21 protein-coding genes and 1 pseudogene are annotated in these 21,788 nt (G+C 67.7%); 11 read left to right on the top strand and 11 right to left on the bottom strand.

The genetic code is table 11. The annotated features are described in order from the left end of the window. Positions 1 to 126: 126 nt before the first annotated feature. The gene (locus FG99_RS22495) at positions 127 to 1,029 is read right to left on the bottom strand and encodes a LysR substrate-binding domain-containing protein (protein ID WP_043272401.1); all 903 of its coding nucleotides are present in this window, start codon (positions 1,027 to 1,029) and stop codon (positions 127 to 129) included. A gap of 139 nt (positions 1,030 to 1,168) precedes the next feature. Between FG99_RS22495 and FG99_RS22490 the strand changes: the two genes are divergently transcribed. After that, the gene (locus FG99_RS22490; protein WP_043272400.1) at positions 1,169 to 1,771 is read left to right on the top strand and encodes a glutathione S-transferase family protein; all 603 of its coding nucleotides are present in this window, start codon (positions 1,169 to 1,171) and stop codon (positions 1,769 to 1,771) included. Between the two features lie 245 nt (positions 1,772 to 2,016). After that, the gene (locus tag FG99_RS22485; protein ID WP_009618007.1) at positions 2,017 to 3,156 is read left to right on the top strand and encodes an HPP family protein; all 1,140 of its coding nucleotides are present in this window, start codon (positions 2,017 to 2,019) and stop codon (positions 3,154 to 3,156) included. On the opposite strand, the gene FG99_RS22480 is transcribed toward FG99_RS22485, so the two are convergent. Both FG99_RS22480 and FG99_RS22475 read right to left on the bottom strand, forming a co-directional pair. Beyond that, positions 3,153 to 4,016 carry a LysR family transcriptional regulator gene (locus tag FG99_RS22480; RefSeq protein WP_043272399.1) on the bottom strand — a complete coding sequence of 288 codons (864 nt, stop codon included), beginning with the start codon at positions 4,014 to 4,016 and terminating at the stop codon, positions 3,153 to 3,155. The two genes, FG99_RS22485 and FG99_RS22480, sit on opposite strands and share 4 nt — an antisense overlap. 31 nt (positions 4,017 to 4,047) lie before the next feature. Next, positions 4,048 to 5,250 carry an MFS transporter gene (locus FG99_RS22475; RefSeq protein ID WP_043272398.1) on the bottom strand — a complete coding sequence of 401 codons (1,203 nt, stop codon included), beginning with the start codon at positions 5,248 to 5,250 and terminating at the stop codon, positions 4,048 to 4,050. Positions 5,251 to 5,399: 149 nt separating this feature from the next. Here FG99_RS22475 and FG99_RS22470 point away from each other — a divergent pair, with 149 nt between their 5' ends. From FG99_RS22470 to FG99_RS32950, 3 genes are all read left to right on the top strand, one after another. Next, positions 5,400 to 5,630, top strand: a complete 231-nt coding sequence (locus FG99_RS22470) for a DUF2789 domain-containing protein (protein WP_009618004.1) — start codon at positions 5,400 to 5,402, stop codon at positions 5,628 to 5,630. A gap of 70 nt (positions 5,631 to 5,700) precedes the next feature. Next, entirely contained in the window at positions 5,701 to 6,600 is a 900-nt protein-coding gene (locus FG99_RS22465; RefSeq protein WP_043272397.1) for a pseudouridine synthase, read from the top strand. A gap of 117 nt (positions 6,601 to 6,717) precedes the next feature. Further along, the gene (locus tag FG99_RS32950) at positions 6,718 to 6,852 is read left to right on the top strand and encodes a hypothetical protein (protein WP_009618002.1); all 135 of its coding nucleotides are present in this window, start codon (positions 6,718 to 6,720) and stop codon (positions 6,850 to 6,852) included. Positions 6,853 to 7,221: 369 nt separating this feature from the next. Here FG99_RS32950 and FG99_RS22460 read toward each other — a convergent pair whose 3' ends face one another. Further along, positions 7,222 to 7,524, bottom strand: coding sequence for a PsiF family protein (locus tag FG99_RS22460; protein ID WP_009618000.1), 303 nt, complete (start codon positions 7,522 to 7,524; stop codon positions 7,222 to 7,224). 174 nt (positions 7,525 to 7,698) lie between these two features. On the opposite strand from FG99_RS22460, the gene FG99_RS22455 reads away from it, so the two are divergent. The 6 genes and pseudogenes from FG99_RS22455 to FG99_RS22435 all read left to right on the top strand — a co-directional run bounded on the left by FG99_RS22455 (position 7,699) and on the right by FG99_RS22435 (position 14,577). Continuing rightward, on the top strand, positions 7,699 to 7,923 hold the full coding sequence (locus FG99_RS22455) for a hypothetical protein (RefSeq protein WP_009617998.1): 225 nt from the start codon (positions 7,699 to 7,701) through the stop codon (positions 7,921 to 7,923). Positions 7,924 to 8,086: 163 nt separating this feature from the next. Continuing rightward, the gene (locus FG99_RS22450; protein WP_009617996.1) at positions 8,087 to 9,556 is read left to right on the top strand and encodes an inorganic phosphate transporter; all 1,470 of its coding nucleotides are present in this window, start codon (positions 8,087 to 8,089) and stop codon (positions 9,554 to 9,556) included. A 73-nt stretch (positions 9,557 to 9,629) separates the two neighbouring features. Beyond that, a complete protein-coding gene (locus tag FG99_RS22445; protein WP_043272396.1) occupies positions 9,630 to 10,106 on the top strand; it encodes a prepilin peptidase in 477 nt (158 codons plus the stop codon). 121 nt (positions 10,107 to 10,227) lie between these two features. Beyond that, positions 10,228 to 11,268 (top strand): annotated as a pseudogene (locus FG99_RS33345) (cache domain-containing protein); the annotation flags it as partial. A 90-nt stretch (positions 11,269 to 11,358) separates the two neighbouring features. Next, complete coding sequence (locus FG99_RS33340) at positions 11,359 to 12,123, top strand: methyl-accepting chemotaxis protein (protein ID WP_371263883.1); 765 nt, start codon at positions 11,359 to 11,361, stop codon at positions 12,121 to 12,123. Positions 12,124 to 12,687: 564 nt separating this feature from the next. After that, on the top strand, positions 12,688 to 14,577 hold the full coding sequence (locus tag FG99_RS22435) for a methyl-accepting chemotaxis protein (RefSeq protein ID WP_043272394.1): 1,890 nt from the start codon (positions 12,688 to 12,690) through the stop codon (positions 14,575 to 14,577). Positions 14,578 to 14,922: 345 nt separating this feature from the next. On the opposite strand, the gene FG99_RS22430 is transcribed toward FG99_RS22435, so the two are convergent. From FG99_RS22430 to FG99_RS22400, 7 genes are all read right to left on the bottom strand, one after another. Further along, positions 14,923 to 16,398 (bottom strand): helicase HerA-like domain-containing protein, encoded by a 1,476-nt coding sequence (locus FG99_RS22430; RefSeq protein ID WP_043272393.1) that lies wholly within the window; start codon positions 16,396 to 16,398, stop codon positions 14,923 to 14,925. Positions 16,399 to 16,479: 81 nt separating this feature from the next. Then, positions 16,480 to 17,688: a nicotinate phosphoribosyltransferase gene (pncB, locus tag FG99_RS22425; RefSeq protein ID WP_043272392.1), complete on the bottom strand. Its 1,209-nt coding sequence runs from the start codon at positions 17,686 to 17,688 to the stop codon at positions 16,480 to 16,482. Positions 17,689 to 18,032: 344 nt separating this feature from the next. Continuing rightward, complete coding sequence (locus FG99_RS22420; RefSeq protein WP_009617982.1) at positions 18,033 to 18,263, bottom strand: hypothetical protein; 231 nt, start codon at positions 18,261 to 18,263, stop codon at positions 18,033 to 18,035. Then, entirely contained in the window at positions 18,260 to 18,964 is a 705-nt protein-coding gene (locus FG99_RS22415) for a lipopolysaccharide kinase InaA family protein (RefSeq protein ID WP_009617981.1), read from the bottom strand. Before FG99_RS22415 ends, FG99_RS22420 begins: the two co-directional genes overlap by 4 nt. 2 nt (positions 18,965 to 18,966) lie before the next feature. Then, positions 18,967 to 19,638, bottom strand: coding sequence for a class I SAM-dependent methyltransferase (locus FG99_RS22410; protein ID WP_009617980.1), 672 nt, complete (start codon positions 19,636 to 19,638; stop codon positions 18,967 to 18,969). 79 nt (positions 19,639 to 19,717) lie between these two features. Next, a complete protein-coding gene (locus FG99_RS22405; protein ID WP_043272391.1) occupies positions 19,718 to 20,995 on the bottom strand; it encodes a sensor histidine kinase in 1,278 nt (425 codons plus the stop codon). Continuing rightward, a complete protein-coding gene (locus tag FG99_RS22400; protein WP_009617976.1) occupies positions 20,985 to 21,668 on the bottom strand; it encodes a response regulator transcription factor in 684 nt (227 codons plus the stop codon). Before FG99_RS22400 ends, FG99_RS22405 begins: the two co-directional genes overlap by 11 nt. Positions 21,669 to 21,788 lie beyond the last annotated feature (120 nt).

Raw genomic sequence — 21,788 nt, 5'->3', positions numbered from 1 at the left:
TTTGACCTCGACCCCAGGCGCTTCGGGTTGGGCCACGGAGCACTTGCTTCCAGGCACTCCGAGCTCGACCGCGAAGCCGGGCATGAGCTGGGTGAAACGGCGGATAACCGCAAACGGTTATCCGCCCTACGATGGACGCGAATCACCCCGCCCCAGGTACTCTTCCACCTCCTCCGCCAACCACTGGGCAAACACCGCCACCTTGGTCCGCGTCTCCTCCCGCTGTGGCCACACCAGCCAGTAGGGGTAGGCGTAGGGCGCGCTGACCTCGCCCAGTTGCACCAGTTCGCCGCGGGCCAGGGCGCCGGCCACCAGGCTGCGGCGTTCGACGCTTATGCCCAGGCCCAGGCGCAGGGCTTCCACCACCAGGTTGGAGTCGTTGACGGTGAACAGGCCGTCGCCTTCGGGCAGCGCCACGCCCGCCGCCTGGCACCAGGGCAGCCAGGACTCGAAGCCGTGGATCAGCGGGCCGGCGAGGATCTGCTGCGGCGTGCGCGGCAGGCGCCCGCCGTTGAAGTGCGGGGCGCAGACCGCCAGCAGTTCGTCGTCGAACAGGCGTTGCTGGGCCAGGCCCTCCCAGTGCCCCTGACCGATGCGGATGGCCACGTCGGCCAGGCCCTGGCGCAGATCGATCACTTCCAGGCTGGCCAGCAGGCGCAGGCGGTATTCGGGATGGCGTTCGCGGAACGCCGGCAGGCGCGGCAGCAGCCATTGCTGGGCGAAGGACGGCAGCACCGCCACCACCAGTTCCCCCTCGCTGGGCCGCGCCCGCGCCAGGCGCGTGGCTTCGGCTATGTCGCGCAGGGCGCGGCGCACCTGCAAGGCGTAGAGGCGGCCCTCCTCGCTCAGGCGCAGGCCGCGGCCCTCGCGCTGCAGCAGGGTGACGCCGAGCAGTTCCTCCAGCTGGCGCACCTGCTGGCTGACCGCCGAGTGGGTGACGTGCAGCTCGGCGGCGGCCTGGGTCACGCTGCCGAGCCGGGCCACGGCCTCGAAGCTGCGCAGCGCGGACAGGGGTGGATAGGCGCTCATGTAAGTTCTGCTAACCCTTGCAGTTATAAATCGTCGATTTTTTCCGGCCTTTCCAGCCGCTAGATTTAGCGACAGCAGCGCTGCCATGCGGCCCTCACGGCCGGCTACCCCATGTAATCTCCAATAACAGGATGCCTCCATGCAACTGATCGGAATGCTCGACTCGCCCTACGTCCGCCGCGTGGCCATCAGCCTGCGCCTGCTGGACGTCGACTTCAGCCACCGCTCGCTCTCGGTGTTCCGCCACGTCGAGGAGTTCCGCGCCATCAACCCGGTGGTCAAGGCGCCCAGCCTGGTGCTGGACGACGGCCAGGTGCTGATGGATTCGAGCCTGATCATCGACCTGGCCGAACACCAGGCCGGGCGCAGCCTGATGCCCGCCGAGCCGGCCGAGCGGGTGCGCGCCACGCGCCTGCTGGGCCTGGCCCTGGCGGCCTGCGAGAAGGCCGTGCAGCTGTACTACGAGCTGCAGCGCGACGAGGCCCGCCGCGACGCCGCCTGGTACGCCCGGGTGGACCAGCAGCTGCGCGCCGCCTGCGCCGGCCTGGAACTGGAGCTGCTGACGCAGCCGCTGCCGCGCGACGGCCGCCTCGACCAGGCCGGCCTGAGCGCCGCCGTGGCCTGGACCTTCATCCAACTGGTGCATGCCGAGCGCGTGGCCGCCGACGATTACCCGGCCCTGCGCGACTGGACCGCCCATGCCGAGACACTGGCGGCGTTCAAGGCCTTCCCGCCGGTGTGAGGCCCGCGCGGGCGAGCCCACACTTCACCGATACTGCACTCAAACAGCAATAACATTCATTGGATATGGATCGTCACGCTGTCTAGGATGGCCGTCGGCCTCGCCCCTGCGACAGAACGCCGCTCGACCAACCATAAGGAAGCGCCCGCCCGACCGGCCCCAGGCCGGAATCGTGATGCGCGGTGCCTGCGTGACATGCATCCATTGACTGCCCCCCTTCCCGGCGCCTCCCGCGAGGTGCCGCGATGAAAGCCGCTGCCTTCGGTTCCTGGCTGCACCGCCTGGCGCCCTGCGCCGGCCCCTCGTCCAACCGCGACTGGCTGCGCGCCGTGCTCGGCTGCGGGTTCGCCCTGGGCCTGTGCATGCCCTTGTGCGCCTGGCTGTTCGGCGTCGACACCATGCTGCGCATCGGCCCGCCGCTGGCCGCCTCGGCCCTGCTGGCCATCGCCGTGCCGTCCAGCCCGCTGGCGCAGCCCTGGTCGCTGCTGGGCGGCAACCTGGTGGCGGCGCTGGTGGGCCTGCTGCTCGGCCACTGGCTCGGCCACAGTTGGCCGCAGGCATCGCTGTCCATGGTGGTGGCGGTGCTGCTGATGCTCGGCCTGCGCTGTCTGCATCCGCCGAGCACGGCCATGGCCTTCAGCCTGGCCGTGGGCGGGCCGCTAGTGGACCAGCATCTGCTGCACCTGCTGCTGCCGGTGGGCGTGGCCTCGCTGGCGCTGATCGGCGTGGCCCTGGTCTACAACAACCTCACCCGCGCGCCCTACCCGCGCAAGCTCGCCGTCCCGGCCAGCAACCCGCACCTGACCGCCGACCCGCTGCCCGGCGAGCGCCTGGGCCTGCATGCCGACGACCTGGAAAGCGCCCTGGCCAGCGCCGGCGGCTTCGTCGACGTCACCCCCGAGGACCTCGAACGCCTGCTGCTAGCCGCCGAGAAGCACGCCAGCGAACGCCTGCTGGGCGGCATCCGCGCGCGCGACATCATGTCCCGCGACATCCGCTCGGTCAGCCCGGACGCGCGCATCGAGGAAGCCTGGGGCCTGCTCGACAAGCACCACCTCAAGGCCCTGCCGGTGCTCGACCGCGGCCACTTGGTGGGCATCCTCACCTTGAGCGACCTGTTCCGCGGCCAGCGCCGCCTGCGCTCGCCTTTCGGCCAGCGCGTCGGCAACCTGATGACGCACCGCGTGCAATCGCTGCGCGAGGACGCCCAGCTGCCGGAGCTGATCCAGCTGCTCTCCGACCAGGGCCGCCACTGCCTGCCGGTGGTCGACGGCGCCGGCCGGCTGGTCGGCATGCTCAGCCAGACCGACCTGATCGCCGCCTTCCGCCACCTCTGGCTGCAGCCGCAGGTGCAGGCCGAGCGCGCCCTGCAGGTGGCGGTCTAGGCCTCGTAGTCCCAGCGCTGCGACCAGTCGATGTCCCCGGCCACCACCTCGCGGAGGATGGCCAGGGCGTTCTGCAGCGCCGGTGAATCCTTCTCGCGGGAATACACCAGGTAGGTCGGGTAGATGAATTCCGGCGCCAGCGGTACCCGCTCCAGCACCCCGGCCTGCAGGTAGCTGTGCACCACCCGCGTGCGGAAGTAGCCGCTGCCGCCGCATTGCAGCAGGTGCTGCAGGGCCAGCGGGCCGAGGCTGAAGCTGGTGGCGGCGTGGGCCCGGTCGGGCAGCGCGGCGTCGTGCTGGCGGCGGAATTCCTCGCCCCAGTCGATGTAGATGTAGGGCTCCGGCTGCTGCGTCGAGCGCACCAGGATCAGCTTCTCCTCCAGCAACTGCTCCACCTGCATGCCCGGCCAGTAGTCCGGGCGGTAGACCAGCGCGGCGTCGAGCACACCCAGCTCCAGCTGCTTCTGCAGGCGCTCGCCGCTGCCGATCTCGGCGTGCAGGGCCAGGGCCGGCATGCGCTGGCGCAGGCGCACCGTCCAGGCGAGCATCAGCGGGTTGCTCAGGCTCAGCTCGCCGCCGATGTTGAGCACCTCGCGGTAGCCCGCCGGCAGCGGCAGGTCGCGGCGCGCCGCGTCCCAGGTCTGCACCAGCTGGTTGGCGTAGCCGAGGAAGCGCTCGCCGTCATCGGTCAGCCGGGCGCCGGCGCGGCTGCGCTGGAACAGCCGGCAGCCCAGTTGCGTCTCGAGGTTGTGCACCCGCGCGGTGACCGTGGTCTGGGTCACGTGCAGGCGCTGCGCGGCGGCGACGAAGCTGCCGCCACGGGCGATTTCCAGGAAGGTGCGCGCCAGTTCGATGTCCATGGGAAGCGGTCACGGCGGGGGATGCCGCAGTCTAGTCGAAGTCCAGTTCCTCGTGGCGCTGGCGGGTGAAGCGCAGCAGCCAGAGGCAGATGAGGAAGCCGCAGGCGGCCAGCAGCGCGGCCACCAGGAAGATGCTGGCGTAGTCCGAGTGCGCGGCCACCGCGCCCATCAGCGGGCCGGCCAGGCCCAGGGCCAGGTCGAAGAACAGCGCGTAGGCGCCCAGCGCCGAACTGCGGCTGGCGGCGGGAATGCGCAGCACCGCCTCGACGCCCAGCGCCGGGTACACCAGCGACAGCCCGGCGCCGGTCAGCGCCGTGCCGAGCAGGGCGAAGGCCGGGCTCGGCGCCTGCCACAACAGCAGCAGGCCGGCGCTTTCCACCAGCAGGCAGAGCACCGCCACGTTGAAGCCGCCGAAACGGTTGATGGTCCAGGACAGCAGCAGCCGCGCGCCGACGAAGCTGATGCCGAACAGGCTCAGGCACCAGGCCGGGTCGGCCCAGCCGCGGCTGCCGTAGTAGAGGGTGATGAAGGTGGCCAGGCTGCCGAAGCCGATGGAGCCCAGGGCCACGCACATACCGTAGGGCAGCACCCGGCCGAGCACGGCGAAGAAGGCCATGCGCGTGCCGGCGATGATCGGCGCCGGCGCCTTGCCGCGAGCCAGCAGCAGGCCGAGGCCGGCCAGCGCCAGGATGCCGGCGCCCAGGCTCCACAGCCCCAGCTGCGCGGCCATGCCCACGCCCAGCGGCGCGCCCAGGGCGATGCCGCCGTAGCAGACGATGCCGTTCCAGGAGATCACCCGCGCGGTGTTCTGCGCGCCGACCCGGGCGATGCCCCAGCTCGCCGTGCCGATGCCCATCAGGCCCTGGGCGAAGCCGATCAGCAGGCGGCTGCCCAGCAGCAGCGCCAGGCTCGTCCAGGCCAGCGCCTGCAGGCTGGTGGCCAGCAGCACCAGCGCCCCGCCGCCGGCCAGGCTGAACAGGCCGTAGATCACCGCGCGCTTGGCCCCCAGGGTGTCGGTCAGGCGCCCGGCCAGCGGCCGCGAGGCGAGGGTCGCCAGGTACTGCGCGCCGATCACCAGGCCCGCGGTGGTGGCGTCGAAGCCCAGGTCATGGTGGACGAAGCCGGGCAGCACCGGCAGCAGGAAGCCGATGCACAGGAACAGCAGGAAGGTGAAACCGACGATCGAGACGATCTGCAGGGTGACGGCGTGCGGACGCTGCTCGGGAGAGCTCATGAAGAACGGGCCTGGCGCGAGGGGATGTCAGGGACTGCGCCATCATTGCCCGATGCCGGGAAAATTGAAAGCCACCTATCGATTCCGCGGCCGACCGGCCCGCGCCGAACGCCTATAGTTGATGCACGACCGACCACAGGAGGCCCGCCATGGACACCACACCCCACACCTTCGCCGAACTGTTCAAGCAACTGGGCCTGCCCAGCGGCCGCCAGGAGATCGACGCCTTCCTCGCCGCGCACCGCCTGCCCGCGGACCAGGCCCTGGCCGACGCGCCCTTCTGGAACGAGGCCCAGGCGGCCTTCATCCGCGAGGCCCTGGAAGAGGACTCGGACTGGGCCGAGGAAGTCGACGAACTGGCCGCGCGGCTGTCCCACTGAGCGCCGGGCGGCCTTTGACGGCGACTCCCATCTGCGGCCTAATGCACGCCCCCGACCGCCACCGCCGCCCATGTCCGAGAAGCCGTTTTCCGCCGCCCAGCACCGCGCCAGCACCCTGCACCTGCCGGCCGGGCCCTGGTCGACGGTGCTCGACTGCCTGTGCGCGCGCTTCCCGGCGATCCCCCGCGAGACCTGGCTGCTGCGCCTGGCCCGCGGCCGCGTGCTGGACGCCGAGGGCAAGCCGCTGGACGCCAGCACACCGCACCGCGAGGGCCTGCGCGTGCACTACTTCCGCGAGGTGGAGGCGGAAACGCCTATCCCCTTCGAAGAACGCATCCTGCACGTCGACGAGCACCTGGTGGTGGCCGACAAGCCGCACTTCCTGCCGGTGACGCCGTCAGGGCAGTACGTCGAACAGACATTGCTGGCGCGCCTGGCCCGGCGCCTGGACAACCCGCTGCTGGTGCCGCTGCACCGCATCGACCGGCCCACCGCCGGGCTGGTGCTGTTCTCGGCCAACCCGGCCAGCCGCGCGGCCTACCAGGCGCTGTTCCGCGAGCGGCGCATGCACAAGCGCTACGAGGCCATCGCCCCGCCGCTGCCGCAGCTGGACTTCCCCCACGTGCGGCGCAGCCGCCTGGTGGACGGCGAGCCCTTCATCCTCATGCGCGAGGCCGAGGGCGCGATCAACAGCGAAACCCGCATCGAGGTGCTGGAGCGCCGCGAGCACTGGTGGCGCTACGCGCTCTATCCGGTGAGCGGCAAGCGCCACCAGTTGCGCGTGCACATGGCCGCCCTGGGTGCGGCGCTGCGCAACGATCCGCTTTATCCACAGCTGCTGCCGGAAGAGCAGCGGCGCAGCGACGACTATTCCCGCCCGCTGCAGCTGCTGGCCCGGCACCTGGCCTTCGACGACCCGCTGACGGGCCGGCCGCGGCAGTTCGACAGCCAGTTGCAGCTGGACTGGTGAGCCGGGTCTTTCATCGATTTCATCAATAGTCGAAAGCAGGAAGTTCCATTTCCGTTGATGGTGGCCGTTGCGTTTTCATAGCTCCGTCCCCCACTGACGGAACGCAAGGAGCCCGCCATGAGCTATACCGCGAAGTCCTTCTCGGCGCTGGTCAACGCCCTGCGCGCCAACGGCATCACCCGCCCGGAGCAGATGGCCCGGCAGCCCTTCCGCAACGCCCAGGGTTACTGGTCGGCGGAGGTGAAGGCATGAACGCACGTCATTACGTCCAGTCGCCGTTGAGCGAAGATGGGTCGGTGTTGTTCTATCTGCTGGCGGTGGCCTGGTTATTGTGCTCGGGAGTTTGAGCGAGCGGGCCTTGTCCTCTCGCACCGTCCACCTCGCTATTCCCACGAACGCGGAACGCGGCTCCACCGCGGACAGAGTCCTATCCCTCCGACAAACGCAATGCCCCGTAGGATGGTGTTGAGCGAAGCGATACCCATCACCACGACCGCATGGGTTTCGCCAAGGCTCAACCCATCCTACGAAGAGCGCCAGTTGCTTCTACGGCCCCAGGGAAGCGCGATCGGATTCACCGGCCACGCCGGACGCCCCGGCCACACCTGCGCCCCGCCCCCGCTATTTCTTCAGGCACCCACTCATGAACGTCTTGCGCTCATCGCCCTTCAGCGCCTTGGCCGCGGCGTCCTTGTTGCACTGGGCCATCTTCTCCTGCTGCGGCGTCAGCTTCTTGCCGGTATCGCCGCCGCCGGCTTTCAGGCAGCTGCTCATGAAGGTCTTGCGCTCATCACCCTTCAGCGACTTGGCGGTGGCGTCGGCGTTGCAGGTCTTCATCTTTTCCTGCTGGGCGGTGTTGGCGGCGAAACCCTGCACCGAGAACAACAGCGCGCACAGCAGCAGGGGAAGGCGGAGCTTGATCATGGAGCGGTCTCCTCGAATGTTGATCGCTTCCTGAGCGTAGCCTGCTGTTACATTTGTGCGAGCCCACCCGCGTGCCCCGGTCACGGCTGACAGCGCCCCGCCAGCGGTTATAATCGCGCCTGCTATGCTTTCCCCGCATATCCCCCCATCAGCCACACGCCATCAGGAACACAGGTGACGAAAGACGAACTGCGCGCCGAACTGGAGCGCCAGGAACAGCGTTACAAGGATGTCTATGGCGGCGAGGTCACCCTCTACGCCGCCCAGCCCGACCCCGACAAGAAGCCCTGGCGCAAGCGCCCGACCGTGCAGGACAAGGCCTTCGACCGGGAACTGGAGAAGATGCAGACCGACCTGCAGAAGGCCCAGCAACGCCAGGCCGAACAGGACGCGAACTGAGCCGCGACGGCCCCCCGAAAACGTTGCAGCGCATTGCCCGCAGCGCTGCAAGCCCCGTGCGACCGGGTGTCGCTGGATTCCGAGAATCGCTTCAGGTTTCAGACGACATCCTATCGCTTCTGGCATAATCGCCGCCCCGTCACCGACCGGTCACAGAAACTTCATGTTCGATCTCTTCAGCGGACTCGACCTCTGGGTAGGCATCAGCCTGGTGCTGGCGCTGGGCTTCGTCCTGGCCTTCGAGTTCATCAACGGCTTCCATGACACCGCCAACGCGGTGGCCACGGTGATCTACACCAAGGCCATGTCGCCCTACCGCGCGGTCATCCTCTCCGGCATCTTCAACTTCCTCGGCGTGCTGCTCGGTGGCGTCGGCGTGGCCTATGCCATCGTGCACCTGCTACCGGTGGAACTGCTGATCAACGTCAACAGCGGCCACGGCCTGGCCATGGTGTTCTCGCTGCTGGCCGCGGCCATCGCCTGGAACCTGGGCACCTGGTACTTCGGCATCCCCGCCTCCAGTTCGCACACCCTGATCGGCTCGATCCTCGGCGTGGGCCTGGCCAACGCAGTCATCACCGGTGTGCCGCTGGCCGACGGGGTGAACTGGCAGAAGGCGATCGACATCGCCATGTCGCTGATCTTCTCGCCGCTGGCCGGCTTCATCGTCGCGGCCCTGGTGCTGATCGGCCTGAAGTGGATGTACCCGCTGTCGAAGATGCACAAGACCCCGGAAACCCGCCGCGAAGTCGACGAGAAGAAGCACCCGCCGTTCTGGAACCGCCTGGTGCTGGTGCTCTCGGCCATGACCGTGAGCTTCGTCCACGGCTCCAACGACGGCCAGAAGGGCATCGGCCTGATCATGCTGGTGCTGATCGGCATCGTCCCCGCCAAGTTCGTCCTCGACCTCAACAGCACCACCTACCAGATCGAACGCACCCGCGACGCCGCCATCCACCTCAGCCAGTTCTACCAGCGCCACACCGACGTGCTCGGCGACATGCTCGCCCTGGGCAAGGGCGCCGACGGCGAGATGCCCGAGCTGTACCGCTGCGAAGCGAAGCAGACCGAATCCACCCTCAAGGGCCTGCTGAGCGACATCAAGGGCATCTCCAGCTACAACGAGCTGTCCGCCGACAGCCGCGTGCAGGTGCGCCGCTACCTGCTGTGCCTGGACGACACCGCGAAGAAGGTCGGCAAGCTCGACAGCCTGCCGGCGCGCGAGAAGGCCGACCTGGAGAAGCTGCGCAAGGACCTGACCAGCACCACCGAATACGCGCCCTTCTGGGTGATCATCGCGGTGGCCCTGGCCCTGGGCGTGGGCACCATGGTCGGCTGGAAGCGCGTGGTGCTCACCGTCGGCGAGAAGATCGGCAAGCAGGGCATGACCTACGCCCAGGGCATCAGCGCCCAGCTCACCGCCACCGCGGCGATCGGCATGGCCAACCTCTACAGCCTGCCGGTGTCCACCACCCACGTGCTGTCCTCGGGCGTGGCCGGCACCATGGTCGCCAACCGCAGCGGCCTGCAGGGCGGCACCGTGCGCAACATCCTGATGGCCTGGATCCTCACCCTGCCCACCTCCATGGCCCTGGCCGCCGGCCTGTTCTGGCTGGCCTCGCGCTTCTACTGACGGCCCCGCCGACGCCTGCCCCGCGCAGGCGTCGCCTGGCCATCCGGGCCTGACCTGAGCAGGACACGAGCGAATGCTGGCGACATGGATGCTGCTCGGTTGGCTGGCCGCCTGTGCCTACCAGGACCTGCACCGCCGCAAGGTGGACAACCTGCTGACCTTCGGCGGCCTGGCCGCGGCCGCCGCCTACCTGTACCTGCACGGCCACAGCCTGACCCAGCATTCCGTGGCGGCCGCCCTTGCCGCGGCGGCCCTGGGCCTCGCGCTGAGCCTGCCCGGCTACTGGCTCGGCAAGCTGGGCGCGGCGGACGTCAAGCTGCTGGCCGCGCTGGGCCTGGCCAGCGACCCCGACACCCTGCTCTACAGCCTGGGCCTGGCCTGCCTGGCGACGCTGCTGCTGATGCTGGGCAGCAGGCTTTCGATCGACTCGAACAGGCTTCCGCAGCCCGTCGTGGCGCGGCTGAAATCCTTCGATGCCAGCCGTTCCAAGTCATTTCCCTTCGTTTTCTCGATCTTTGCCGGCTATCTGCTGCAACTGACGTTCACCTGAACGATGCCCGCGGGATCCGTCATTCTTTTCTGACGTCATTTTCCCATCACAAAGCTAAAGTCCTACAGAAGACGGCCGATACAACCTGCCCACACCGTCGTTCCCGCAGGATGCTCTACCCATGCTTCGCTCGCTGTCCTTCGCCAAGAAGATCCTTCTGGCGGCCTCCCTCGTGGTGATCTTCGCCTTCGCCTGCTTCATCTTCTTCAACGACTTCCGCCAGAGCCGCGCCATCCAGGAGGACACCGACTCCTACCTGCGCGAGATCGGCAGCCTCACCGCCAGCAATATCCAGAGCTGGCTGGAAGGCCGCATCCACCTGGTGGAGATGGAAGCCGCGCAACTGGCCGATGGCGAGCCCACCGCCGAGCGCATCCAGCACGTGCTGGAGCAGCAGGTGCTGCAACGGAACTTCGAATCGGTGTACCTGGGCGAGGCCGCCAGCGGCGTCTTCACCATGCGCCCCTACTCGCCCATGCCCGACGGCTACGACCCGCGCCAGCGCGGCTGGTACAAGGACGCCGCGGCCGCCGGCCGGCTGATCGTCACCGAGCCCTTCCTCGACGCCGGCACCAAGGAGCAGATCCTCGCCATGTCCATGCCGGTCATGCGCAACGGCCAACTGGTCGGCGTGGCCGCCGGCGACATGAAGCTGCAGACCATCACCGCCATCCTCAACTCGCTGAAGTTCGACGGCGACGGCTATGCCTTCCTGGTCAGCGACGCCGGCAAGATCCTCCTGCACCCGGACGACGCGAAGGTGTTCAAGAACCTCGCCGAGGTCTACCCGCACGGCGCGCCGCAGGTCCGCCCCGGCGTGCAGGAAGTGGAAGTCGACGGCCATACGCAACTGGTCTCCATGACCCGCGTCGAGGGCCTGCCGGGGGTGTCCTGGTACGTCGCCCTGGTGCTGGACAAGAGCGCCGCCTACGCCATGCTCAGCGACTTCCGCACCTCGGCGGTGATCGCCACCCTGGTCGCCATCGTCGCGATCATCTTCCTGCTGGGCATGCTGATCCGCGTGCTGATGCAGCCGCTCACCGACATGGGCCGCGCCATGCAGGACATCGCCCAGGGCGAGGGCGACCTGACCAAGCGCCTGAAGGTCGACAGCCGCGACGAGTTCGGCCTGCTGGCCGAGGCCTTCAACCGCTTCGTCGCGCGCATCCACGAATCCATCCGCGAAGTGGCCGGCACCGCGCGCCAGCTGCATGACGTGTCGCAGCTGGTGGTCAACGCCTCCAACTCGTCCATGGCCAACTCCGACGAGCAGGCCACCCGCACCAACAGCGTGGCCGCGGCGATCAACGAGCTGGGCGCCGCCGCCCAGGAAATCGCCCGCAACGCCGCCGATGCCTCGCACCACGCCAGCGACGCCAGCCACCAGGCCGGCGACGGCCGTCAAGTAGTGGAGCAGACCATCGCCGCGATGAACCAGCTGTCGGAGAAGATCAGCTACGCCAGCACCCACATCGAGGCGCTGAACAGCCGCACGGTGAACATCGGGCAGATCCTCGAAGTGATCAAGGGCATCTCCGAGCAGACCAACCTGCTGGCGCTCAACGCCGCCATCGAAGCCGCCCGCGCCGGCGAGGCGGGCCGCGGCTTCGCCGTGGTGGCCGACGAGGTGCGCAACCTGGCGCACCGCGCCCAGGAATCGGCGCAGCAGATCCAGGGCATGATCGAGGAACTGCAGGTCGGCGCCCGCGAGGCGGTCAACACCATGGGCGAAAGCCAGCGCTACAGCCTGGAGAGCGTGGAAATCGCCAACCGCGCCGGCCAGCGCCTGGCCAGCGTGACCGGACGGATCAGCGAGATCGACGCGATGAACCAGTCGGTGGCCACCGCCACCGAGGAGCAGACCGCGGTGGTCGATTCGCTGAACATGGACATCACCGAGATCAACACCCTCAACCAGGAAGGCGTGGAAAACCTCCAGGCCACCCTGCGCGCCTGCGCCGACCTGGAAACCCAGGCCGGACGCCTGCGGCATCTGGTGGACAGTTTCCGTATCTGATCCGCCATCCATGAACAAGGCGCCTGCGGGCGCCTTTTTCATGCTCGCAAGATGCCATCTGTAGTGAGCGGGCCCTGCCCGCGAATCGCGCGCAGGGCGCGCTCCTACAAGGGTGCGAGGCATGGGCACCCGTAGGGCGTATAACCGTTCGCGGTTATACGCCGATACACCTCATCCACAGGCCATCTCCTGGCCGAGCCCGGAATGCGCGGAAACAGAGGTTCGGGCTCCACCATGCAAGGGCCTGGAACCAAGGCCAAGCGGCGTATAACGCGGAGCGTTATACGCCCTACACACTTCTCTGCCTTTCACCCTCCGGCCGCTACCGTTCGTCCGCCTCGCTAAAGCTTCCTACGGAAAATGCCGACTTCTTGTCTGAAAGCCGCATCAGCCGGCGCTTCAGCCCCAGGCAAGGGCTTCCCGGCACAGGAGTGCCACCGGCCGCACGTCACCCGCGGGCGGCCCCACCGCCGCCCCACCCGGCGCGCGGTCTGTAGTCCGGGGGCTCGGAACCATCGCCGAGGCCCCCAAATCACTGGCCCCATCCCTGGATGCAAAAACAAGATGATGAAGAACCTGAAGTTCAGCCACAAAATACTGCTGGCCGCTTCTCTGGTGGTTTTCGCCGCATTCGCGCTCTTCACCCTGTACAACGACTCCCTGCAGCGCAACGCCATCCGCGCGGACCTGGAGTCCTACCTGCAGGAAATGGGTGAAGTCACCGCCAGCAACATCCAGAACTGGCTCAGCGGGCGCATCCTGCTGGTGGAACACACCGCCCAGAGCATCGGCCGCGACAGCGCGCCGGCCAGCCTCGGCGGCCTGCTGGAGCAGAAGGCGCTGACCTCGACCTTCAGCTTCACCTACCTCGGCCAGGCCGACGGCACCTTCACCATGCGCCCGGACGACAAGATGCCCGACGGCTACGACCCGCGCACCCGCCCCTGGTACAAGGACGCCCTGGCCGCCGGCGGCACCACCCTGACCGAACCCTACGTCGATGCCGCCACCGGCCAGCTGATCATCACCATCGCCACGCCGGCCCAAGCCGCCGGCAAGACGGTGGGCGTGGTCGGCGGCGACCTCAACCTGCAGGCCATCGTGCAAATCATCAACTCGCTGGACTTCAGCGGCATGGGCTACGCCTTCCTGGTCAGCGGCGACGGCAAGGTGCTGGTCGCCCCGGACAAGCAGCAGGTGATGAAGAACCTCAGCGAAATCTACCCGCAGAACACCCCGCGGATCGGCAGCGGCTTCAGCGAGAGCGAGCTCAACGGCTCTACCCGCATCCTCGCCTTCGCCCCGGTCAAGGGCCTGCCTTCGGTGAACTGGTACATCGGCCTGTCCATCGACAAGGACAAGGCCTACGCCATGCTCAGCGACTTCCGCACCTCGGCGGTGATAGCCGCGCTGGTCGCCATAGTCGCGATCCTTCTGCTGCTGGGCATGCTGATCCGCGTGCTGATGCAGCCGCTCACCGCCATGGGCCGCGCCATGCAGGACATCGCCCAGGGCGAAGGCGACCTGACCAAGCGCCTGGCGGTGCACAGCCGCGACGAGTTCGGCGCCCTGGCCGAAGCCTTCAACCGCTTCGTCGAGCGTATCCACGAGTCCATCCGCGAGGTGGCCGGCACCGCGCGCCAGCTGCATGACGTGTCGCAACTGGTGGTCAACGCCTCCAACTCGTCCATGGCTAACTCCGACGAGCAGGCCAACCGCACCAACAGCGTGGCCGCGGCGATCAACGAGCTGGGCGCCGCCGCCCAGGAGATCGCCCGCAACGCCGCCGATGCCTCGCACCACGCCAGCGACGCCAGCCACCAGGCCGGCGACGGCCGCCAGGTGGTGGAGCAGACCATCAGCGCGATGAACCAGCTGTCGGAGAAGATCAGCTACGCCAGCACCCACATCGAGTCGCTGAATAGCCGCACGGTGAACATCGGGCAGATTCTCGAAGTGATCAAGGGCATCTCCGAACAGACCAACCTGCTGGCGCTCAACGCCGCCATCGAAGCCGCCCGCGCCGGCGAGGCGGGCCGCGGCTTCGCCGTGGTGGCCGACGAGGTGCGCAACCTGGCGCACCGCGCCCAGGAGGCCGCGCAGCAGATCCAGGGCATGATCGAGGAACTGCAGGTGGGCGCCCGCGAGGCGGTCACCACCATGGGCGAAAGCCAGCGCTACAGCCTGGAGAGCGTGGAGATCGCCAACCGCGCCGGCCAGCGCCTGGCCAGCGTGACCGGGCGGATCAGCGAGATCGATGCGATGAACCAGTCGGTAGCCACCGCCACCGAGGAACAGACCGCGGTGGTCGACTCGCTGAACATGGACATCACCGAGATCAACACCCTCAACCAGGAGGGCGTGGAGAACCTCAAGGCCACCCTGCGCGCCTGCGCCGACCTGGAGACCCAGGCCGGGCGGCTGCGGCAGTTGGTGGACAGCTTCCGTATCTGAACCGCCATCCATGAACAAGGCGCCTGCGGGCGCCTTTTTCATGTTCGCAAGAGGCCACCTGCAGGAGCGGGCCTTGCCCGCGAATCGCGCGCAGGGCGCGCTCCTACAAGGGTGCGGGGCATGGGCACCCGTAGGGCGAATAACCGTTCGCGGTTATTCGCCGATACACCGATCTCATGCCCAGCCCATCGCGGACGGAGTCCGCTCCTACGGTTCCAGGAAGCACGGCTTTTCGTAGGATGGCGTTGAGCGAAGCGATACCCATCACCGCAACCGCATGGGTTTCGCAAGCTCAACCCATCCTACGAAGAGCATCGCGGCGCCGGCTGTAAGCGATATGCCCACCTACCGCCGCTTGCCGCCCAGCAGCGAGCCCATCAGCCCGCGCACCAGCTCGCGGCCGATCTGGTTGGCGGCCTGGCGCACCACCGTCTTCATGGTCTGGCTGGCCAGGTTGCCGAGGATTTCCCCGGCCATGCTGCCCAGGCTGCTGCCGGCGTCGGCCTTGGTTTCGCTGGGCGCCATCTTCTCGTCGGTGCGGCCGGTCAGGCGCTCGTAGGCCGATTCGCGGTCGATCGGCTTGTCGTAGCGCCCGGCCAGGGGCGAAGTGCGGATGATCTGCGCGCGCTCGGCGTCGGTCAGCGGGCCGATGCGCGACTGCGGCGGGGCGATGGCCACGCGCTGGACCATGGCCGGGGTGCCCTTCTCTTCCAGGGTGCCCACCAGCGCTTCGCCGATGCCCAGTTCGGTGAGCACCTTCAGGGTGTCGAACGCCGGGTTCGGGCGGAAGCCGTCGGCCACCGCGCGCAGGGATTTCTGCTCCTTCGCGGTGAAGGCGCGCAGGCCGTGCTGAATGCGCAGGCCGAGCTGGGCCAGGACGTCGTCCGGCAGGTCGCTGGGCGACTGGGTGACGAAGTACACGCCCACGCCCTTGGAGCGGATCAGCCGCACCACCTGCTCCAGGCGGTCGTGCAGGGCCTTGGGCGTGCCGTTGAACAGCAGGTGCGCCTCGTCGAAGAACAGCGCCAGCACCGGCTTGTCGGCATCGCCGCGCTCGGGCAGCTGCTCGAACAGCTCCGACAGCAGCCAGAGCAGGAAGGTGGCGTAGACCTTGGGCGCCTCGTGCACCAGCTTGCTGGCGTCGAGCAGGTGGATGCGCCCGCGGCCGTCGGAATCCGGGCGCAGGATGTCTTCCAGCTGCAGCGCCGGTTCGCCGAAGAAGGCCTCGGCGCCCTGCTGCTCGAGGGTCGCCAGGCGCCGCAGCAGCGCCTGGGACGAGGCGCCGGTGAACAGCGCGCGGTCGTCGCCGAGCACTTCCGGGTGGTCCTTGAGGTAATTGAGCAACGCCTTGAGGTCCTTCAGGTCGAGCAGCAGCAGACCCTGCTGGTCGGCCACCTTGAAGGCGGCGAAGAGCGCGGCCTGCTGGCTGTCGGTCAGCTCCAGCAGGTTGCCCAGCAGCAGCGGGCCCATCTCGCTGAGGGTGGTGCGCAGCGGGTGGCCGCTGTGGCCGGCGACGTCCCACAGGCTCACCGGGTAGGCCTTGGCCTGGTAGCCCAACCAGGGCATGGAGGCGATGCGCTCGGCCACCTTGCCCTGCGGGTTACCCGCCGCGCCCAGGCCGCAGAGGTCGCCCTTGATGTCGGCGGCGAACACCGCGATGCCGGCATCGCTGAAGCTCTCGGCCAGGTGCTGCAGGGTCACCGTCTTGCCGGTGCCGGTGGCGCCGGCGATCAGGCCGTGGCGGTTGGCCAGCTTCCACGGCTGGCTGACGGGCTGGCCATCGGGACCGGCGCCGATGATGAGTTGGTTGCTTGCTGACATCCTTGCTCCCCTGGTGAACGGAAGGTCACCCGGCAAGACTGGCGCTTCGCGCGCCCGAGCGCAACGGCGCCGCAGCGCTTTTCAGCCGCGGGCCTCGTCGACGCGGAAGACGTGCTTGAGGTAGCGGCCGAAATTCTCGTCGTTGCATTGCATCTTGCCCGGGGTATCGGAGATTTTTGCCACCGGCTGGCCGTTGCAGGCGGTCATCTTCAGCACGATGTTCATCGGCTCGACGCCGGGGATGTCGCAGGTGAAATGGGTGCCGATGCCGAAGCTGACGTCGATGCGCCCGCGCAGCGAGCGGTAGATGTGCAGCGCCCGCGGCAGGTCGAGGCCGTCGGAGAACACCAGGGTCTTGCTGCGCGGGTCGATGCCGAGGCTCTCGTAGTGGGCGATGGCCTTCTCCGCCCAGACCAGCGGGTCGCCGGAGTCGTGGCGCAGGCCGTCGAAGAGCTTGGCGAAGTACAGGTCGAAGTCGCGTAGGAAGGCGTCCATGGTGATCACGTCGGTCAGGGCGATGCCCAGCTGGCCGCGGTATTCGCGGACCCAGGCGTCCAGCGCGGCGGCCTGGCTGTCGATCAGCCGCGGGCCGAGCTGCTGGTGGGCCATCAGCCATTCGTGGGCCATGGTGCCCAGCGGCTTGAGGTCGAGCTTGCGCGCCAGGTGCACGTTGCTGGTGCCGACGAAGCGCCCGGGGAAGCTCGCCTTCAGCTCGCGCACCACGCATTCCTGCACGGCATAGGAGAAGCGCCGGCGGGTGCCGAAGTCGGCCATCTTGAAGCCGGCCAGTTCCTCGGCGCTGGCCTCGCGGCGCAGCCAGTCGAGCTTGTCGCGCAGGCGCTCGCGCACCAGGTCGAGGGTCACCTGTGGATAACGCTGCAGGTTGTGCGCCTCGCTGATGCTGGCCAGCACCGGCACCTCGAAGAGGATCACGTGCAGCCAGGGGCCTTTCAGGCGCAGGAAGAACTCGTCGTTCTCGATGCCGGTCTGCACGTAGCGCATGTTGAAGCGGAACAGGCCGAGGAAGCGGATGAAGTCCGGTTTGAAGAAGGGAATGCGTTCGAGGAAGGCCAGTTGCTCGCTGCTGAAGCTCAACCCGGCCAGCGCCTCGATGCGCTCGCGGATGCGCGCCAGGTAGGGGCGCAGGTCCTCGCGGTTGCGGCAACGGAACTCCCACTCCACCTCGACGTTGGGATAGTTGTGCAGCACCGCCTGCATCATGCTCAGCTTGTAGAAGTCGGTATCCAGCAGGTTCTGCACGCCGAAGGGGGTGAATGCGGACTCAGCCATGCTCGCCTCTCGCTTGTCGTCAGCTTGCAGTCTAACGGGATGTGTTCGGCAGGCGCAGAAAATCCGTAGCCCTCCGGCAAACACAAGACCCGTAGGATGGCGTTGAGCGGAGCGATACCCATCACCACGACCGCATGGGTTTCGCCAAGGCTCAACCCATCCGTTGAGGCGCGCCTTGGCGCAGCCGGCAAGACAGTTGCTCCTACGAGTTCAGGGAGGCACGGGCGGACTTTGTCCGCGATTGGATTCACCGGCCACGCCGGGCCCCGGCGCATCATGAAAAATGCCGTTTCCCCCATAGGGAGAAACGGCATTCTTTTCTTCACCGCCGAGGCGGACCCTGCTCAACGTGGCGCGCTGACACCACCCTGCGACATGCCAAAGAGGAACAGCAGCAGATCGTGGTCCGGCCGCGCCGCCTGTTTGGCCTGCACGTTCGCCGGCACACGGCAGCTGGCCTGCTCGCCATGGGAGCCGATCACCTCGGGACCCGGCTCATGCCAGGCAGCCGCCGCCAGCGTTGCCACGCCCAGGGCGCCAACGAGGAGCAAACTTCGTGTGATTTCTAGTTTCATGCCTGCAACCCTTTGATGGCGCTGCCAAACGCCGCCTCGTAACCATAGACAAAGGCTTGCCATTGCGCTTCCGTCCACGACGAACGGCGCTTCACCTGGCGCAGGTCGTGGCGGGCCGCGCGGCGGGCGCTGAAGCGCTGGCGGGCTTTTTCCAGGTCGATCAAGGCGACGTCGATCTGCTCGCCCTCGACCTTGACGAAGACATGCTTGAGGTACAGGCAGCCATGCTGCCAGCGGCCCAGGTTGAGCCTGGCGAGGGTCTTGCCGTACTGCTGCAGGATGCGCTGGTGCACGGCCTCGCCCCAGCGCTCGTGGTCGCCGCGGGCGTAGCAGTCTTCCAGGCTCGAATAGCCGTCCAGCGACTCGGTGACCAGCAGCGCCTGCCATTCGCCGTCCACCTTGCGGCAGCCGGCGTAGACCAGGGTCGGCACCTTGACGCCCAGGCTCGCGGCGGCCTGCAGCGCATCGCGCTCGCGGATGGCGGTCGGGTAGCCGAAGGGGTGCAGCAGGTCGCGGTAGATATGCCCGACCTGCTGCTTGCGATAGAGCAGGCGGCCATCGTCGGTCAGCACGCGCTGGACCCCGCTTTCGCCGCCCCGCCGCCGATTCGGCTCCTCTACCCATTTGCCGGGAATCTGCAACCAGCGATCGATGGCATCTTCACCGGAAATTCGCTGCAGAGCTGCCAAATCAGCGCCCATCATTACTCCTTACGCAGAATGTAGACCCGCCACATGTGCACCAGCGGGACGAAATCGATATGGTCCTGCACCGAGAAACCGGCCTGGCGGAACTCCTCCTCGATGCTGCGGGCAGGAATCACGAAGCGGTTCTGGTACGCGTGCTTCTTGCGCCCTTCCTCGGCGCGACGGCGTTTCCAGGCCTTGAAGTTGCCGTCGACCCACAGCGAGAGGATCACGCTGTCGCGGGTCACGCGGTGGAACTCGCGCAGCATGGTCATGCGGTCGCTCGGCTCACCGATGTGGTGCATCAGGCGCATGCTGAAGATGCTGTCGACGGCGTTGTCCGGCAGATCGATGGCGAACGCCGAAGTCTGCAAAGGTCGCACGCGTTTGACAACCTCCTCCGGCTGGCCGGCGCAGGCCACGGCGATCATGTCGGCGGAATTGTCCGCGCCGATGATCACCCGGTTGTCCTTCTCGGCCAGCATCGGCCAGAAGCGCCCGGCGCCGCACGGCAGGTCCAGCACCAGGTTCGGCTGGCCGGCCAGCTTGAGTGCCTGGCGGGCGATCTGGACATCGCGCCAATGGGAAAGTTTCCGGGACAGCCCACTGCGATGCTTGCGCAGGTAGCGCTCGGCATGCTGACGGTCGTACTTCTGGGAAAACTCAAGCTCGACGGGCTTGTCGCTCATGATGGGGTTCCTGCTCATTTTTTATACGAAACTAAGGGTGATTCTGTATCCATGCGGTCATGCGCATGTGAAAAATTCGTCAAGGCTCGCCCACCAGGCGAACCTCGAAACGGCAGCCGTGGGGCTGTGCCGGCGTCAGGTCGACTTCCCAGCCTTCCGCCGCGCAGATCCGCTTCACCAGCGAAAGGCCCAGGCCAAGGCCCTCGCCGCGCTGTTGCGGGCCGCGGACGAAGGGCTGGAACATGCGCTCGCGCTGCTCCTCAGGAATGCCCTGGCCGCTGTCCTCGACGACGAAACCGCTGTCGGTCAATTGCAAGCGGATATGTCCGGCGTCCGTGTAGTGCATGGCGTTGCGCAACAGGTTGCTCATCACCGAGCGCAGGAAGGCCGCGTTGTATTCCTCCGGCGGCACTGCCTGCACCTCGTAGATCAGCTGCAGCCCCTTGGCCTCGATGGGCCCGCGCCATTGCCCGGCCAGGTCGTCGGCGATGCGCTGCAGGCCGGCCCGCGGGGCGATGTCCAGTTCCTTGGTGCGCGAGCGCGCCAGCATCAGGAAGGTCTGTACCAGGTCGCGCATTTCCTCGCTGGCGCTGGCGATCCGCGCCAGCTGGGTGCGTGCCTTCGGGCTCAGGCCCGGTTCCTCGGCAAGCAGCTCGCTGCTGGTGGCGATCACCATCAGCGGCGTGCGCAGTTCGTGGCTGACGTCGCTGGTGAACAGCTTCTCGCGGGTCAGCACCTGATGCAGTTGGCCGATCGCATAGTCGAAGGCCTCGGCCAGTTCGCCGACCTCGTCGTGGGCGTAGTCCGGCGCCAGCGGCGGCGCCAGGTCCAGCAACTGGTCGCGGTGGCGCACCTGGCGCGCCAGGCGCACCACCGGCTCCATCACCTTGCGCGAGAGCAGCCAGCCGAGCAGGCCGGCCAGCGCCAGGCTGAGCACGTAGCCGGTCACCACGGCGGCGTACAGCACCTGCTCGCGCGCCTCGAAATCGCTCTGGTCCTGCAGCAGCACGTAGCGGCGGCCGTCGGTGTCGCGCACCAGCGCGTGGAACGACAGCTCGCCGTCGAACACTTCGTGGAAGCCCGACTCCAGGCGCCGCAGCGCCGGCGGCATGGCATAGATGCCGACGCCGTCGCTGACGAAGAAGCGCATGCCGGGGTCCAGCCGCGGGCCCCTGCCGCTGTGTAGGTCCTCGTTGATGATGCGGTCCAGTTCGCCGCCCAGGTCACGGGAGATCAGGCGTTCCTCGACCACGTGCACCACGCCGACGATGCTCAGGGAAAACAGACCGCCGACCAGCGCGGTCATGAACACGAAGGCAAAGACGATCCGGCGGGAAAGGCTCTGCCTATACTCCATTCGTTTCCTCCGCCAGGCGGTAGCCGACACCGTGGACGGTGTGCAGCAACGGCAGGGCGAAAGGCTTGTCGATCACCTGGCGCAGTTGGTGCACGTGGCTGCGCAGGCTGTCGCTGTCCGGGCAATCGTCGCCCCAGACGGCTTCCTCGAGCACGTCGCGGCGCACCACGTGGGGGCTCTTCTGCATCAGCACGGCCAGCAGCTTGAGGCCGATGGGGTTGAGCTTGAGCGCCTTGCCGGCGCGGTTCACTTCCAGGGTGTCGAGGTTGTAGCTCAGGTCCGCCACCTGCAGCTCGCGGCGGCCGCCGCCCTGGGTCCGGCGCAGCACCGCCTCGATGCGCGCGGCCAGCTCCGACAGGGCGAAGGGCTTGAGCAGGTAGTCGTCGGCGCCGGAGCGGAAGCCTTGCAGGCGGTCATCCAGTTGGTCGCGGGCGGTCAGCATGATCACCGGGGTGTCGCGCCGCGCGTCTTCGCGCAGGCGCCGGCACAGGGTGAAACCGTCCAGGCCGGGCAGCATCACGTCCAGGACGATCAGGTCGTAGTGCGCGGTGGCCGCCAGGTGCAGGCCGGACAGGCCGTCCTGCGCGCAATCCACCGTGTAACCCTTGAGCCCCAGGTAATCCGCCATGTTGGCCAGGATGTCCCGATTGTCTTCCACCAACAGAATCCGCATGTTCCTCTCCGCTTTGCAGGGCACCCTAGACTAGCTCGCTTAATTGGAACTTAAGCGTCTTTGACGTTTTTTTCACAAAGCTCCAGGCCGCGCCAGCCGGGGCGTCAAGGGGATCGCGGG

Origin of the sequence: Pseudomonas sp. AAC, assembly GCF_000725445.1 — a bacterium.
GTDB lineage: Bacteria > Pseudomonadota > Gammaproteobacteria > Pseudomonadales > Pseudomonadaceae > Pseudomonas > Pseudomonas citronellolis.
This window is presented reverse-complemented; position numbering and strand designations above follow the sequence as displayed.